General features: G+C 60.6%; 9 protein-coding genes. 6 read left to right on the forward strand and 3 right to left on the reverse strand.

The window, feature by feature from the left end; genetic code table 11:
• The coding region (locus PLL20_18655) for a hypothetical protein (protein ID HPD32016.1) at positions 1–835 on the reverse strand (835 nt) is incomplete at its 3' end.
• Positions 836–857: 22 nt separating this feature from the next.
• Between PLL20_18655 and PLL20_18660 the strand changes: the two genes are divergently transcribed.
• Positions 858–1766: a helicase C-terminal domain-containing protein gene (locus tag PLL20_18660; GenBank protein HPD32017.1), complete on the forward strand. Its 909-nt coding sequence runs from the start codon at positions 858–860 to the stop codon at positions 1764–1766.
• Between the two features lie 23 nt (positions 1767–1789).
• Positions 1790–2971 carry a sialidase family protein gene (locus PLL20_18665; protein ID HPD32018.1) on the forward strand — a complete coding sequence of 394 codons (1182 nt, stop codon included), beginning with the start codon at positions 1790–1792 and terminating at the stop codon, positions 2969–2971.
• A 201-nt stretch (positions 2972–3172) separates the two neighbouring features.
• Here PLL20_18665 and PLL20_18670 read toward each other — a convergent pair whose 3' ends face one another.
• Positions 3173–4414, reverse strand: a complete 1242-nt coding sequence (locus PLL20_18670) for a C1 family peptidase (protein HPD32019.1) — start codon at positions 4412–4414, stop codon at positions 3173–3175.
• A gap of 434 nt (positions 4415–4848) precedes the next feature.
• Between PLL20_18670 and PLL20_18675 the strand changes: the two genes are divergently transcribed.
• Both PLL20_18675 and PLL20_18680 read left to right on the forward strand, forming a co-directional pair.
• Entirely contained in the window at positions 4849–7047 is a 2199-nt protein-coding gene (locus PLL20_18675; protein ID HPD32020.1) for an MFS transporter, read from the forward strand.
• Between the two features lie 72 nt (positions 7048–7119).
• The gene (locus PLL20_18680; GenBank protein HPD32021.1) at positions 7120–8256 is read left to right on the forward strand and encodes a Gfo/Idh/MocA family oxidoreductase; all 1137 of its coding nucleotides are present in this window, start codon (positions 7120–7122) and stop codon (positions 8254–8256) included.
• 307 nt (positions 8257–8563) lie between these two features.
• Here PLL20_18680 and PLL20_18685 read toward each other — a convergent pair whose 3' ends face one another.
• On the reverse strand, positions 8564–9703 hold the full coding sequence (locus tag PLL20_18685; GenBank protein HPD32022.1) for a hypothetical protein: 1140 nt from the start codon (positions 9701–9703) through the stop codon (positions 8564–8566).
• A gap of 448 nt (positions 9704–10151) precedes the next feature.
• Here PLL20_18685 and PLL20_18690 point away from each other — a divergent pair, with 448 nt between their 5' ends.
• On the forward strand, positions 10152–11123 hold the full coding sequence (locus tag PLL20_18690; GenBank protein HPD32023.1) for a hypothetical protein: 972 nt from the start codon (positions 10152–10154) through the stop codon (positions 11121–11123).
• A 76-nt stretch (positions 11124–11199) separates the two neighbouring features.
• Positions 11200–14160, forward strand: a complete 2961-nt coding sequence (locus tag PLL20_18695; protein ID HPD32024.1) for a discoidin domain-containing protein — start codon at positions 11200–11202, stop codon at positions 14158–14160.
• The last annotated feature ends 914 nt before the right edge of the window (positions 14161–15074 follow it).

Consider the following 15074-nt stretch of genomic DNA (forward strand, 5'->3'; position numbering starts at 1 on the left):
TGCCTACCTCGTACCGGCCATTCAGAGGGTCACCCAGGCCAACGAGCGGGTCGTTATCAGCACCCATACGATTGCCCTCCAGGAACAGCTCATACAGAAAGACGTGCCTTTCCTCGCAGCCGTCGGACCGGAAGAGTTCACTGCCGTCCTGGTCAAGGGGCGGAACAACTACTTGTGTATTCGCCGATTGAGACAGACTAGCGAACGACAGACCTCGCTGTTTGCCGATTCGCTGCGTGACGAGCTCTGGCGAATCGAGGACTGGGCGTACAAGACGACCGAAGGTTCGCTCGCCGAGCTGGACCCCGTGCCCGATCCCCGTGTCTGGGAACTGGTTCGGAGCGAGCACGGCAATTGTCTCGGACGCCCCTGCCCGCATTACAACGCCTGCTTCTATCAGCGGGCTCGCCGCCGGGCGGCCCATGCCCAGATTCTGGTGGTGAATCACGCACTGCTGATGACCCATCTGGCCCTCGGTAGACGAAAAGTCTCGATCCTGCCGCCGTATCAACTCGTGGTGATCGACGAAGCCCATACCCTGGAGGCGGTCGCCGCAGACCATTTCGGTCAGTCGGTCTCCCAGGGCCAGGTTCGGTTCCTGCTGAACCGCCTCCACAGCGAACGCACCGGTCGTGGCTTTCTGTCGGTGTTCGGTGCCCGGGAGAGTCTTCGGGCCGTTCACCGCGCCCGCCTCGCGGCGCATCGCTTCTGGGAAGACTTGTGGGACTGGAAGCAACTCCACGGCCGTCCCAACGGCCGGGTGACCGATCGAATTCCTGTCGATGATCCCCTGACGGAAAGCCTTCGCGCTTCTCGCCTTGCAGGACCGAATCACCAGGCAGGAGGACCTCGTCGAGTTGGCCAGCCTGGCGGAAAGAACCGGTGCGCTGGCCGCCGAACTCGAGAGCTTGCTCGGCGAAGCACGACCGAATACCGTTCGCTGGCTGGAGGGTCGGGGCCCACAAGCAGGAGACATCACGCTTTCCGAAGCACCCATCAGCGTCGCCGAACACTTGCGCGAGCACCTCTTCGGAAAAAACCGAAGCGTGATCCTGACCAGTGCGACACTGGCCGTGGGGCGGAAGAACGGCTTTGCCTACATCCGCTCGCGCCTGGGACTCGATGAGGCCGATGAGATCCAGCTCGGATCGCCGTTCGACTACCAAAGACAGGCCGAACTCCACATCGAGGCCGGCATGCCTGAGGTGGATGACGCCGACGCGTTCCTCCCGGCCGCGGCCGACGCGGTGGCAAGACACATCGAGTCGACCGACGGCCATGCTTTTGTGCTGTTCACCAGCTATGAGATGATGAGCGATCTGGCCGCCCGGTTGCGGAGTCGACTGCAGGATATGGGCCTCCGGTTGATGGTCCAGGGCGAGGGCATGCCGCGCTCCCTGATGCTGGAGCGGTTTCGCAATGAGCCCGGCTGGGTCCTCTTCGGTACCGACAGCTTCTGGCAGGGCGTCGATGTGCCCGGTGAGGCTCTCACCAATGTGATCATCGTCAAGCTGCCGTTCATGGTGCCCGACCGGCCCGTGGTCGAGGCCCGGATCGAACACATTCGCGCTTGCGGCGGCAACCCCTTCATGGATTATCAGCTTCCCGAGGCGGTGCTGAAGTTCAAGCAGGGCTTCGGCCGGCTGATCCGCACGCGGAGTGATCACGGCAAGGTGGTCGTGCTGGACCGACGCATCAAGACCAAGCGATACGGCAAGCGGTTTCTGGACGCAATACCGCAATGCCGGGTGATCGTGCACGCCTGAAGGCCGGTCAACGAGGTGTGACGATGATACGAAATGGGTCGTCGTGCTGCTATTACGCAATAAGCTTCTTTGCCTGCGCTCTGGCATGCGGCTGCGCGGCCACGAAACCACGGCCTTCCTATGGTAGCAAGCCGATCTTCGAGGAACGGGTCCTCTTTCAGTCGGGCGAGGGCGGCTATCACACGTACCGGATTCCCTCGCTGATTGTCACGCCCAAGGGTACGCTCCTGGCCTTCTGCGAAGGCCGCAAGAACAGTGCTGCTGACTACGGCGACATCGACATTCTGCTGCGACGCAGTTCCGACAACGGCCAAAACTGGAACCCCGTTCAGCTCGTTGTCGACCACGGCCCAAACACTATCGGAAACCCCTGTCCGGTCGTGGACCGCCGGACGGGGAGGATCCGACTGCTGCTCACCGGCAACCTTGGTGATGACAGCGAAGACAAGATTCTCAAACGCGTGGCCAGGCAAACGCGGACCGTTTGGGCCTGCTGCAGCATCGACGAGGGCCAAACGTGGACGATGACCGTCGATATCACTGCCGACACGAAACTGCCCGAGTGGACCTGGTACGCCACGGGTCCGGGTTGCGGCATTCAGCTTGAGAACGGCCGGATGGTGATTCCCTGTGACCACAACGTAGCCGAGCCCGAGGATATCCGGCGATCACACGTTATTTACAGCGACGATCATGGGGAGACCTGGAAAATCGGCGGGGTAGTCGGAAACCACGTCAATGAATGCCAGGTAGTCCAACTGGTCGACGGGTCCTTAATGCTCAACATGCGCAATTACGCCAGGGGCGAAGATAGGCAGAATCACCGGGCGGTGGCGACCAGCGGCGACGGGGGGCTGTCGTGGTCGCCGATTTGGTGGGCCAAGGAGCTGGTCGAGCCCGTCTGCCAGGCCAGCTTCATCCGGTTTACCAAACGACCCAATTTCAGCAAGAACCGGCTCCTGTTTGCCAACCCCGCCGGCATCAAGAGAGAGAAGATGACCATTCGCGTCAGTTATGATGAAGGGTTGTCTTGGCCGGTGGCAAAGGAAATGTATTCCGGCCCGTCAGCCTATTCGGCCCTGGCGGTACTGCCCGACATGACCATCGGGTGCCTGTACGAACGCGGTGAAAAGAGTCCTTACGAGACGATCACCTTTGCAAGGCTCTCGCTGGAATGGATCACCGACGGATTGGAAAATCCGTAGGGCATGGTCGAGCGCAGCGAGACCTGCCGATTTGCCCTGCCGATTTTCCCGTAGGGCATGGTCGAGCGGAGCGAGCCCTGCCGATCTGCCTGCCGATTTTCCCGGTAGGGCATGGTCGAGCGCAGCAAGCCCTGCCGATTTTCCCGTGGGGCATGGTCGAGCGCAGCGAGACCTGCCGAATTGCCTGCGGGCGGCAACGTATCAGCGATCCAGGGGCGGCATTCCGATCCCCCGTCCCAGGGCTTGCTCGATGATGTCCCGAGACAGCAGGGCGCAGAGGACTTTCAAGCGGACGTAGTCCTCGCGATAGAACATGTACCCATTGTGGGAGTTGTTCCAGGCCTTGGTCCCCGAATCCTTGATCAGGTACCACATCTGCCCCTCCTTCTCCAACCATCCCACCAGATGGACATCGTGATCGTCGCTCGTGGATGCGTTGAAGAGCCGCATCTGGCGCGCGCCGTCGTCAATCAGAACCGGCGGAATGTCAAACGTCGGCACCACCGCAAAGCCTTCACGAAAGCAGTAGCCTGGCTCCGTGTTGTCGATACCCAGACAGACGGTTCGACCGACGCGGGCCGCGTGTCGGATCACCCTTACAAAGTCGTCGAGGCGAACGTTATAGTACCGACGGCTGTGCCACCAGTTGTCCACCACCTTGAACTCCGACCATTGGTCATAAGGAACCTGCATGGTCGACATGACGCTGACATAGTCATCCAAATCGAGTCTGACGACCTGTCTGAGATACTCCCGCGGCGTCATGACCTTGCCGTCGGTCGTTACCGTCTCCGGCGGGCGGCCCAGATGCTTGTCGAGGATTCTTCGAACCGCGGCGACGACCAGCGAATCGTCCCATCGGCCCTCCAGCTTCACCTTTGCCAGATGAGCTGCGATTTCGTGGTACGCAGCCGCATCTTGGAGAATCTCATGACCTGCTGCCAGCCCGCAATAAGCCTCGGCCGGTACCACCCCGTAGCTCCGCCAGATCCGCAAGACGGCATCGGGCTCAGAGCCCCTGTTGAACACCGACTGCCCCCGCGTGCGGACAGATTCCCGGGCCTTCTCGACAAATTCCCAGTAGTATGTGTGGGCAACGGACAGCCGCAACTCACGGCCGGTCTGGCGGTGGACTTCTGATTCCAGGAACGACGTTGCCGAGAAGTCCCAGCACTGGCCGGTCAGCCCCTGCGACACCGGCGGCTGGTGCCAGGCCTGTTTGAAGTCGGCGGGTGATTTCGGCGCATCGACCGTGGACGAATCCAGCATGAGTACCGGCCCTGGTTCCCCTGGCCGGGTCGCCGGTTCAATCCGTTGGCCCAAACGCTGCTTGAACGCGTCCGGATACTCATGCCAAACGGCTCTGTCTTGTGCAGACGCACATGAATGCCACGCCGCCAGTACCGTCGCCACGATCGCCCGCCGCACGATGGCGTGTCTCATCAGATGGTCCTTCCCTTGCCGATAGATGCCCCTTCTTGTTCGATACGTCCCCGAGCTTGACGTCTGTCCGCTCTGAAAACCCGCGGAGGACAACTCGGTCAAGCAAGGGGAAAACCACTTGCCGGTAACATGGAAGGTGATGAGCAGGCCGTCCACCTCTGCCGGCTCCTGCGCCCCGATGAGTACTATACCACGAGCGGGGAAACGACACATCGGTGAATGCAAAAGCGCCTCGCCCGGTAAGGCCGCCCGAATGGGTGCATGGCCCCGGCCCACCATCTTCCGCCGACTATCTGGCGGAAATCTACGAGACCCGCTATTCTTTGCGGAACGCGGCAGGCAGGAGCCCCGAAAGGGGCTGCGTCCGTCTTTGTCGCTTGTTGGCAGACATGCCGACGGATCGTCCGACATCCGACAGCACAAATGGAGCCACAATGAGCGATGCTGTGACCCAAAGCGTCAGTTTCCTTGGTCGGTTCACCGTCCTGAAGGGCGCGGCTCGCGAATTGTGGATCACCTTCGCCATCAAACTGTTGGGCATAATCGCCTACAGCGTCATGAACACGACATTCGTCCTCTGGTTGTCGTACGACCTTGGCTACAGCGATGAGCACGCCGGATATTGGGTGGGAGCGTGGTCGGCGCTGATGACGCTGCTCACCGTGCTGGTCGGCTCTCTGACCGACGCGATCGGTCTCCGCAAAGCCTTCCTGCTCGGCGTCATCGTCTGCGTAGGAGCCCGGGCGGTCATGACATTCACGGCCATCCCGTGGGTGGCCCTGGGAGCCGGTTTGCTTCCGCTGGCTCTCGGCGAGGCCTTGGGCACACCTGTGCTGGTGGCCGCTATCCGCCGATACTCCACTACCGCTCAGCGATCGATTTCGTTCTCGATCTTCTACGCAATGATGAACGTCGGCTTTCTTATCGCAAGCTATATTTTCGACTACGTCCGCGAAGGACTCGGTGAGCATGGCCGGTTTACCCTGCCGCTGGTCGGAATCGAGCTGACGTCCTACCGCACGCTCTTCCTCATCAGCCTTATCGTCGAGATCCTCATGCTGCCCATCGTCTGGCTTATACGCGAGGGCGTCGAAGCCACCGACGAAGGTGTGAAGATAACTCCCGGAGAACGAAAGGGCCCGCACGAAAACGTGCTGTCCGCCCTGATACTCATGATTCGGGACACCTTGCGCGAAAGCGCCCGGATCTTTGCGGGCCTGTGGCGGCAGTCAGGTTTCTATAAGTTTCTCGCTTTCCTGGCATTGGCCGCCTTCGTCCGGCTGATCTTCATTCAGATGTACTACACCTATCCCAAGTTCGGCATCCGCGAACTTGGCGAAGGAGCGGCAGTCGGGCGTCTCTGGGCCATCAACCCGTTTCTCATCATCTTCCTTGTCCCTCTTGTCGGCGCGATCTCTCAGCGAATCTCCGCATACAGAATGGTCTCCATCGGCAGCGCCATCGCCGCCGCGTCGGTGTTCATCATGGCCATGCCCCCCGCGTGGTTCCAGCCTCTCGCGGATGGGCGATTGGGTCATCTGATCGCAAACACCTGGCTCGGAGGCGGTTCACGCTTCACGCCTGACGATTTCCTCGACCTCCCGTCGCTGACCCGCAGGTTTGCCTCTGCTTCCGATCCCGCATCCCTTGCCGTGAGCGAATCGTTCTCGGAGGCAACAAGAGCCCTGCTTCATCGGCGGGTTGCGGTGGCTGACAGAATATCCCGGTCGACTCAACATCCAAGTTCCGCGCTCTTGATTGCGGCCGACATTGCCGATCCTGACTCCTTCGTGGCGAGGTTGCAGAAGGATCCGGAGCCGGCAACCAGGCCCGTCTCGGACTACCTGTGGGGACGGTTCCCCGCCGCCCAGAGGCAGAAAATGACCGATGCGAATCTGCCCCCCACGAAAAGAATCGCTGTGTTGTTGGAGGAGTTGAACCGGGTACTGAAAGACGAGTCCTTCTGCGAAAAACATCGCGACGTGTTCCGCGCTATTCAGTTGTCGGAAGCGACGCGAGCTTTGCTGAAGCTCGACCCCCGTGGCTCGGAGGATGTCCTCTCCAATCTGTCAGTACTCCAGAATCGACTTTTGCTCGAGGATGCATACCCGTCGCACATCGCCGCGAGCGACCATCCGTTGCGGGCGGCGCTCGCACATGATCTGTCGCGGATGATCCGCAAGAGTACCGTTCACATCCGGTTTGCTGACGGACGGCAACTCGCCGCCACACGGCCTGTGCTGGAGGATGTCTTCTCCGTCGAGATTGCGAGGAATCGGGTTGGAGTCCCCGGTAGCGTCAGCCCTTGGTACGTCATGATTTTTCTCTTCATCGTTCTGCTCTCGCTCGGCGAGTCCATCTATTCGCCGCGGCTCTACGAGTACGCAGCTTGCATCGCGCCCAAAGGACAGGAAGCCTCCTACATGGCTCTGTCGTATCTTCCTTTCTTTCTGGCCAAGCTCTTCGTGGCCACGTTCTCTGGCGTTCTGCTTGCCCGTTATTGTCCCGAAGCAGGCGACAGGCATTCCGGTACACTCTGGCTGATCATCGCATTGATAACTACAATCGCGCCGGTCGGTTTGGTAACACTGCGCCGATGGATCCGGGTTCCCGAGGCCGGGCGCGGCGATTGAGACATGGTACGAAGGCCTGACGACCCAACGAGCCCGGCAATGAGCAGACGGTTGCATTCAGGGAGGTGATGTATGAGATTCTCCAGGCTTTGCGCCTTGCCGGTCATGCTCGCATGGTGTGGGCGAACCACCGTGCCGGCCGCTGCCGCCGCCACCTCGATCCCCCCGACAGACAAGGTCAAAATCGGCGTCATCGGTCTTGTCCACGGCCACGTCTACGGTTTTCTGGAGGATGCGGTCAGGCGAACCGATGTCGAGATCGTCGGCTTGGCTGAGCCTCGCGAGGAACTGCTTCGCCGCTACGGCGAGAGGCACAAGTTCCCCGAGTCGATCCGATTCAAAGACCTGGATCAGATGCTGGATACTGCCCGGCCGCAGGCGGCGGCCGTGTTCACCGACACGCTCGAGCATCGCAGGGTCGTCCAAGCATGTGCCCCGCGCGGCATTCACGTCATGATGGAAAAGCCCCTCGCGACCACGATGGAACACGCCCGGGCGATCGAGAAAGCCGCCCGCGAGGGCAGGATCCACGTTGTCGTCAACTACGAAACGACATGGTATCCGAATACCCAGGCCGCATACCAGTTGGTCTCCAAACAGGGACGAATCGGCCCTATCCGTAAGATCGTGGCCCACGATGGGCACCAAGGCCCCAAAGAGATCGGGATGCCCAGGGAGTTCATGGAGTGGCTCACCGACCCCGTCCGCAACGGCGGGGGGGCGTTGTTCGATTTCGGCTGCTACGGGGCGAACCTGGCAACCTATCTGATGGGCGAGCAGCGCCCGTTGTCCGTGACCGCCGTGACCCAGAAGCTCAAATCAGACCCCGTGTACGAGCGCGTCGATGACGAAGCCACGATCGTGCTGACCTATCCCACGGCCCAAGTGATCATCCAGGCCTCGTGGAACTGGCCCTTCAACCGCAAGGACATCGAGATCTACGGAGAACAGGGGCAATATCTGACGGTCGAAAGAGATATGTACAGGATGAGAACACTTCATGCAGCCGAAACGCTGAACAAGGCCGAGCCGATCGCCGCCCCGATGCAAGACTCCATCTCTTACCTTGCGGCCGTTGTCCGAGGTGAGGTCTTGCCCTCCGGTCCCTCCTCACTGAAGGTCAACATGATCGCCACCGAGATCCTCGACGCCGCCCGACGTTCCGCCGAGCATGGGGTTACCATCCCTCTGCCGGACGTGATGCCGTAGCCTCGACAGGCGCTACCCTGGAAGACGGTCTTGTCGGCGGGTCAAAGGAGCTCGATTAGTCTCTTCCGTCGCGACTAATGCGCATTTTGCGCGCATGTTTCTGGATCGCAGAGCGCTTGGGTTGCGGCCTGCAAAAAGGCGGTCCGCCTTAGCTCCACAGGGTCCGCCTTGGCCGGCCGTCTCTCTCCTACACCACTTCGCTGATCAGCTTCATCTCCGCGAACCGACAGAACCGCCCCTGATTCCCCGCCAGGTTCCCGTAGCAGGTGACGCGTGAATCCCAGCCGTCTAGTTGCGCCGGGACTGCTCACCTGAGGCGGATAAGCGCCCCCTGGCCCGCCGTCAGCCACAGGCCGTTCTCCTCGTCCAGTGCGACAACATGCCCATCTTGGGCGGAGATAATCTCCTTGCTGCCGTATGCCTTGGCGAATGTGATGCGGAGATTGCCCGACCGTTCGATGCTCAGATTGACGATCATGACGTAATCGCTGCCGGAATCATCGGTGAACTCGCCGATCATGACCGGCAACGACGTCTTCGCGAAGCCCCGAGGCGAGATCGTCGAATGAACCTCCTTAATGATTCGACCCGGCAGCGGCGGCAGCGAATCAAGCATTCCTGGCCCGTCAAAGAACACCCCTGTGGATTTGAGGCGATTCATGATCCGCCCCAGCGTCTTGACCTGATGGTTGACCAACTGCAGGTATCCCCAGGTCTCGGTCTTGTTGCCGGTGTGATCGATCGGCGCATAGGCGTAAGCAGGTCTCGGCCCGCTCCCGCCGTAGTAGGTGTACCAGGACAGACCCCGGCCGCCTGCCGCCAGAGTGGTGTACGCCTGAAGCATCATGTTGGCCGGTGACGGAATGGTTGTGTTCTTGCGGATCTGGTTCGACGAGACGATGTTCCAGAAGGGCAGATCGTGCTTGAGTGCGACCCGGCGGACCTCAAGTAAATCGGCGAAATAGTTTTTTGCCCGCCCGGCGTCAAGAAGATCGTCCGAGTACTGGATCATGTAGTTGTCGTAACTGATGAACTGGGGCTTGACCTCGGCGGCATATCGTTCGAGGTATTCCGTGAAACTCGCCGCGCCCAATTGCGACTTGTCCGGGGCACCGATGGTCGCGTAACCGGGGAAGAGATTGATGTACGCAAGCTTCCCCGGTGCGTACCGCTTCACGGCCGCGACGGCTTTGGCCAGCGCCCCAAACTCCCGGGTGCCCGGTTCGTCAACAATGAAATAGCCCAGGACGGCAGAGCTGTTCCCGGCCAGCTTGACCATGGTCCTCAGACGCTGGTCGATCTCTTCGTCCGAGAGGGCCCGCCAGGGCCGCTTCCATGGCACCTCGTCATCCGGCGGGGCCATGATGGCGGCCAAGCCCAATCGTTCGCAGACCGGAAGGTCTTCCGTCCGAGCAAAGCCGGAGACGGTGAAATTGCATTCGGCCATGCTTTCAACCCCGTACCGAGGGTTTCCGTACGGCGGCCTCCACCCGTGCACCGGACTCCAGGGTAGGATTGGGAAGAGGTCTTCCCACAAGCTTCCACCAGCCGTTCCGGACGTTCTCGCCGACGGCTCGCAACCCGCGTTCAAAGTGGCCTTGTTCTGTTCTTGGGCCGCCTGAGCGCAAATGCTGCTCGCCGCCATCAGACTGATGATTGCCGTGATTGCGACTTGCATGCCAATCTCCTGCTGCAACGAAACCTCTGATTGATCGACAGTCTACGCCGCCATGGGCGAATTGTCAGCCCGTGGCACGTGGTGTCTGGGGGTGCCAAGTCGCCAAAACCCATGTATACTGGCCGGGGTTGATTGCCGGCTCAGCCGCCGATTGCCGGGCGGCCTTGTTGATTCAGGCCAATGCGTGTCTTTTCGCAGAGAACAAGGAGGCAATTCCGTGAGTTGTCACACAATCGCTTTCTCAAGATGTCTGATGATTCTGTCTTTGGCCGGCCTGCTGACGGGTTGTCACCCGACGCCGGTCGGCCCCACCCGACCGCCCGCTACCAGCCCGGCTCCTGTGCCCAAACGCTACTCCTATACGCCCACGCCGTACCCGCTTGACGAAAGAGGCTTCTCCCCCGTTGACAAGGCCTTGGCCGCCGCCTACGCCTGCGAAGAGATGATCGCAGACGACGCCGAGGGATCACTCAATCCCTATGTGCTGAAGGTCATTTCCGCTTATCCCATCGACGGCTCTTATCCATATCATTGCAGTTGGAAGCCCCGTGAGTACGACATTTATAACGGCGTGACGCAGGATATGTGGTACAAGGGCATGATCGTCGCGAAGGCTTACCCCGACGGCTCACGGTGCAGTTATTGCTGCGGACTGACCTTCGAGATCTTCATCCGGGCAATGAAGCTCCGTAATATCCAGAAAGGGCTCGACCCCGACGACTTCAACGGAATGACCTTCCACGACCTCTTCAATATGCTCCAGCTCTGGTACATCGAAGGCAAGGACGACAGTGAACAGCGGGCCATCGTCAGCTACGGCCTCGGGCGGGCGATCACCGATTTCGAGGAAGTCCGCCCCGGTGATTTCCTGAGCTATAGCACCACTCCGCCCGGCGGCCATTCAGTGATTTTCATCAACTGGCTCAGGGACGAAAGCAACAAGATCATCGGCCTGAGGTATTTCTCGTCGAATCTCTCCGGCAGCAAGGGCCCGGGCTATGGCGAGGGCAGGTTCAGCGACTGCAACAACGGCCGTGGGCTGCTGCGCAACTCGTTGCGAATCGCCCGTGTCGGCGCGATCAAGGACTACAAACCGTTTGACCGGCTGAAGATCCCGCGACGAAACGCCTATGCTCCCAATCAGCCGGATCGAATTATATACCTGCCGGCAACCAGGCCGGCCCAGTGACCTGTCGGCGGCAAGCTTGTTCGGCAGGCACGTGACAACAAGGTCGCAAGTCCTTCCATTTCGACAGGAGGCATGGATGCGATACCTGTTTGTGGTAGCGGCGGTATTGATGGTCCTGCCCGGCCGGGCCTCCGGTCAGACGCCGGACAACCTCTGCAGGAACCCCGGGTTCGAGTTGCTCAACCGCGCTGGCGATAACTTCCCCATGAACTGGACGGCGGTGCACAACCCCGCCGGTCAGGGAACGGTGATCATCGACAAGACGACCCACGCTGGCTCGATCGCCGTTCGCATGTCGGCCACGCCGGATTGCTACGTGGGCATAAACTCCGACCCGATCCCTGCTACTAAGGGCGTTGTGACGTTTTGGTATCAGATTGTCCGGTCCGACTCCGGCGGGGAAAACCTTCGACTGTTCGTGATCGCGGTCGCCGGTGATGCTGCCGAGGTGGTTCGCGCCGGATACGAACTGCCCGTCGAACATGTCGGCGATGGCCGGTGGCACCAGGGACGCGCCGAGTTCGACTTCAGCTCTCACGCCGGTGTGAATGCAGTGATCGTCGCGCCTCGCATCAACGAACGGACCGCGGCGGCTGCCGGCGAGTGGTTGGTGGACGACGTCGAGGTCATCTCGGCCACATCCGGTCCACGGCCGGTTATTGAGGCTCTTTACATGCCCCGGCCCATCTTGCAGCTCAACGACTCAGCCGAGTTGATCGTGCAGGTCGCCAACCAAGGCGCTCTGCCGCTCAAACCCTCCCGGATTCGCTTCGGTTCGGTAAACGCTCCCGCGACCGCTGCCGCAGACATCGCGGCATCCGGCAACGAAACCGGCCGATCCGCACAAACGAGCGATACGGGCGATCAGCCGCCGTTAGAGATTCGATCAAAATTCGGAGATCGAATTACAGAGCTGCCTATCCCAGCCCTATCACCCGACCAGTCCCTGCGAATGTCTCTGAAGGTGACAGGGAAACGAAAAGGCAGTGTCGAGATTAAGGCCGAATGGGTTGGCGAGGGCTTTTCCGTCGTCAGGACACGCCGAACCGTATGTGTTGACCGCCCCAATCCACGCGAGCTGTGCACCGGCGTCGGAGGCGTATGGCGATTCATGCCCACACCCGTACCGCTTCAGCAGAACAGCGACGCGACCATGGAAGCCCTGCCAACCGTGAAATCATCAGAGCTGCCTGATAGCTGCATCGGAGTCGCCGCGCACCTGCCGCGATCGCGCGATTTCGAAGTCGTATTCGAGCCCGAACACCTCATCGACGGCAAGCCTGAGACGAGCTGGTCCGGAAGGGCTCACGCCACGCCCGTGCCCGGATCGTCGGAGTGGGTCGAAGTGTACTTCTCCGCCACGTCCGCAATTAAGGAGCTCCGCCTCCTGCCTTATTGGCGGGCAGAGGGCTTCCCGGCCGATTTCGACATCAAGGTGCGCGATCGGGGCTCATGGAAAACGGTTCAGCAGATCAGGCACGCCAGTCTGCCGCCGTCGGCCGGCGAGGGCGAAAAACATCCTTATGCCATCACGTTTCCGCGACCCGTGCAGGCCGATGCGATTTGCATCGAAGCCACCCGCTTTACCCCGACCTCCGGTTTCTTCACCGATTGCGGAACCACGTACTACTTCCGCCTGTCGGAAATCGAGGCCATCAATACCGATGACAAGAACGTCGCCGCCGCCGCCGCGGGTGCCGGCGCCAAGGCCTCCTGGACCTTCCGGTCCTATTTCAACTCCGCCGAGGTGATACGCGATACCTACGCCGAACTCTACAACCTCGGCGTAAAGTGGAATCGCATCGGACAGTGGGGAGACTGGACCTGCTGGTCCATCGTCGAGCAGAAGAAGGGTGAGTACGCCATCGACCCGACCACCGACCAGGCAATCACAGAGTCCGTCAGCAACGGCGTGAACATCGTCTATTGCCTGTGTTACGGAAATGCCCTCTACGAAGAGACTCCGCCGCACGCAAACCTCGGCCCGCTCTGGCGACATGGGCATCCTTTCATGGGCTGCGCCGGGCCGACAAAACCGGAATCCATTGAGGCATTCGTGAATTACGCACGCTTCGTGGCCAACCACTTCCGCGGGCGCGTCAAGTGGTACGAGATCTGGAACGAGCCGAACAGTTGGGCTTGGTACGGCAGCCCGCCGGACCCGAAAGCCTTCGGCACATTGCTCCGCGAGACGGCCAAAGCCATCAAGGAAGTCGATCCCGACTGCGGCGTCCTGGTGGGGGGCACGGCCGCCTTGGCCCCCGTCTTTCTCTCAAAGGCTCTCGCCGAAGGCGGAGGCCCGCACCTCGACGCGGTCGCGTTCCATCCCTACGGAGCCCCTTTCCCAGAGGCCGGCGCGGGATCGCTCGATATCATTGATGGAAAGCAGGTCAGCCGTTCCCCCGCCGACCTTGGCTTCAGCACCAATCGCGAAATGCTCGATTTCCTGAGACGGACGTTCTCGCCTTTCAACCCGCACTTCGATTTCTGGGCCAACGAGTGGAATGCCATTCCAACTCGGGAAGACTCCCCTCACCAGGGCGGCACCGAAATTACCGAGGCTAAGCAGGCCGCCAGGTTCTTCCTCCAGGGCACGCTGACCGGTGTTCGCAGCATTTGGTGGTCGCTGGTCAACGAGAACACCGTCTACGACTGGGGAATCCTCAGAACCGGCGAACTGAGCCGCAAACCCGTCTACTACACGATCCAGGCCATGACCACACTGCTCAGCGGAGCCCACGCCGACCCGACAATCAAGGCAACGGCCACGGGCGACGCCCCGGAATTGCGTTGCGAAACCTTGCGCGGCCGCGACGGCGAAATGCTCGTCGCCATCTGGTCGGTTATCAGCCCGCAAGACGACTACGCCGGCAAGCGCGTCAGCGTCACAATCGCCAATGCGGCCGGCAAGTCGGTCGACGCGGTCGACACCTTCCACGCCTTGGTCCAGAAAATCGAGGCCAAGACCGACGGCGACGCTATGGTCATCGAGGGACTGCTGGCAATGGACTACCCGGTCATCCTCCGAATCAGGTGAGACTATGCACTTCTCCTGCGAGCGAGGCGTGTGCCCTTAAACTGCCGGGCCGAGACGGGTTGCTCCAGCGTTCGAGCGGGTGGAATGGCATGTCCAGTTTGCGCCGGACACCCGGCCAGCCGTTCAAGCTGGCTTTCAACTGGGCTACCTTTCATAACTCGTTTCTTTCCTTGGGATATGCACGAAGAAAACCACGCCCGCCTGCATGGCGAGAGGCGGGTATGAGCAAGAACGTTCATCCGAGACAGGGTTGGGTCAGTGAAACCGCACTGCCCTTGAGCGTGGCTGTCGGCGACAGGACGGGAGGTGCGGAGCCCTTTTGGGCGAGACAGAAGTATCCTGACCAAATGCGATAAGGGGGTCAACTCTTGACTCTTGACATTTGGGCGAAGTTCGAACCGTGAAGCACGCCAAATACGCGAAAGCGTAGCCGGTACGCCGGTGTGCCCGCAGATGTCTGCTTGGCGGGTTGGCGGTTCGTGCAGGTTCACCACGTGGGCATAGAGATCACAGAGAGCAGCGGTGGGCGGACTTCGCTTGACACAGCCCCGGCGCTTGACTTTGCGGAGGGAGGTTGCCTGGCACGATGAATTGGTCAGGCAACAAACGATGCAGGAGTTGGACAGGAATGTGTCAGGAGTCGAGAGTTGACCTCGTACATTGCCCCGTGCATTGACCGGAATGTGTCAGTTGACCCCGTACATTTCAAGAATTGACCCCGTGCATTTCGCTTCATCACCCCGAACGACGTCTATCTCGATAGCGGCAATACCAGAGTCGTCATCACGTTCATCGATGATCCGATGGTCGACGATGACTTCCTGCTCGACCAGAAGTGCTATCTGATCGACCTGTCACAGGCAATCGTGGACACCGAAGGCGACCCACCGATCGGCGACGCCGATTGCGCGATT

Source organism: Phycisphaerae bacterium (assembly GCA_035384605.1).
Taxonomy (GTDB): Bacteria; Planctomycetota; Phycisphaerae; order UBA1845; family PWPN01; genus JAUCQB01.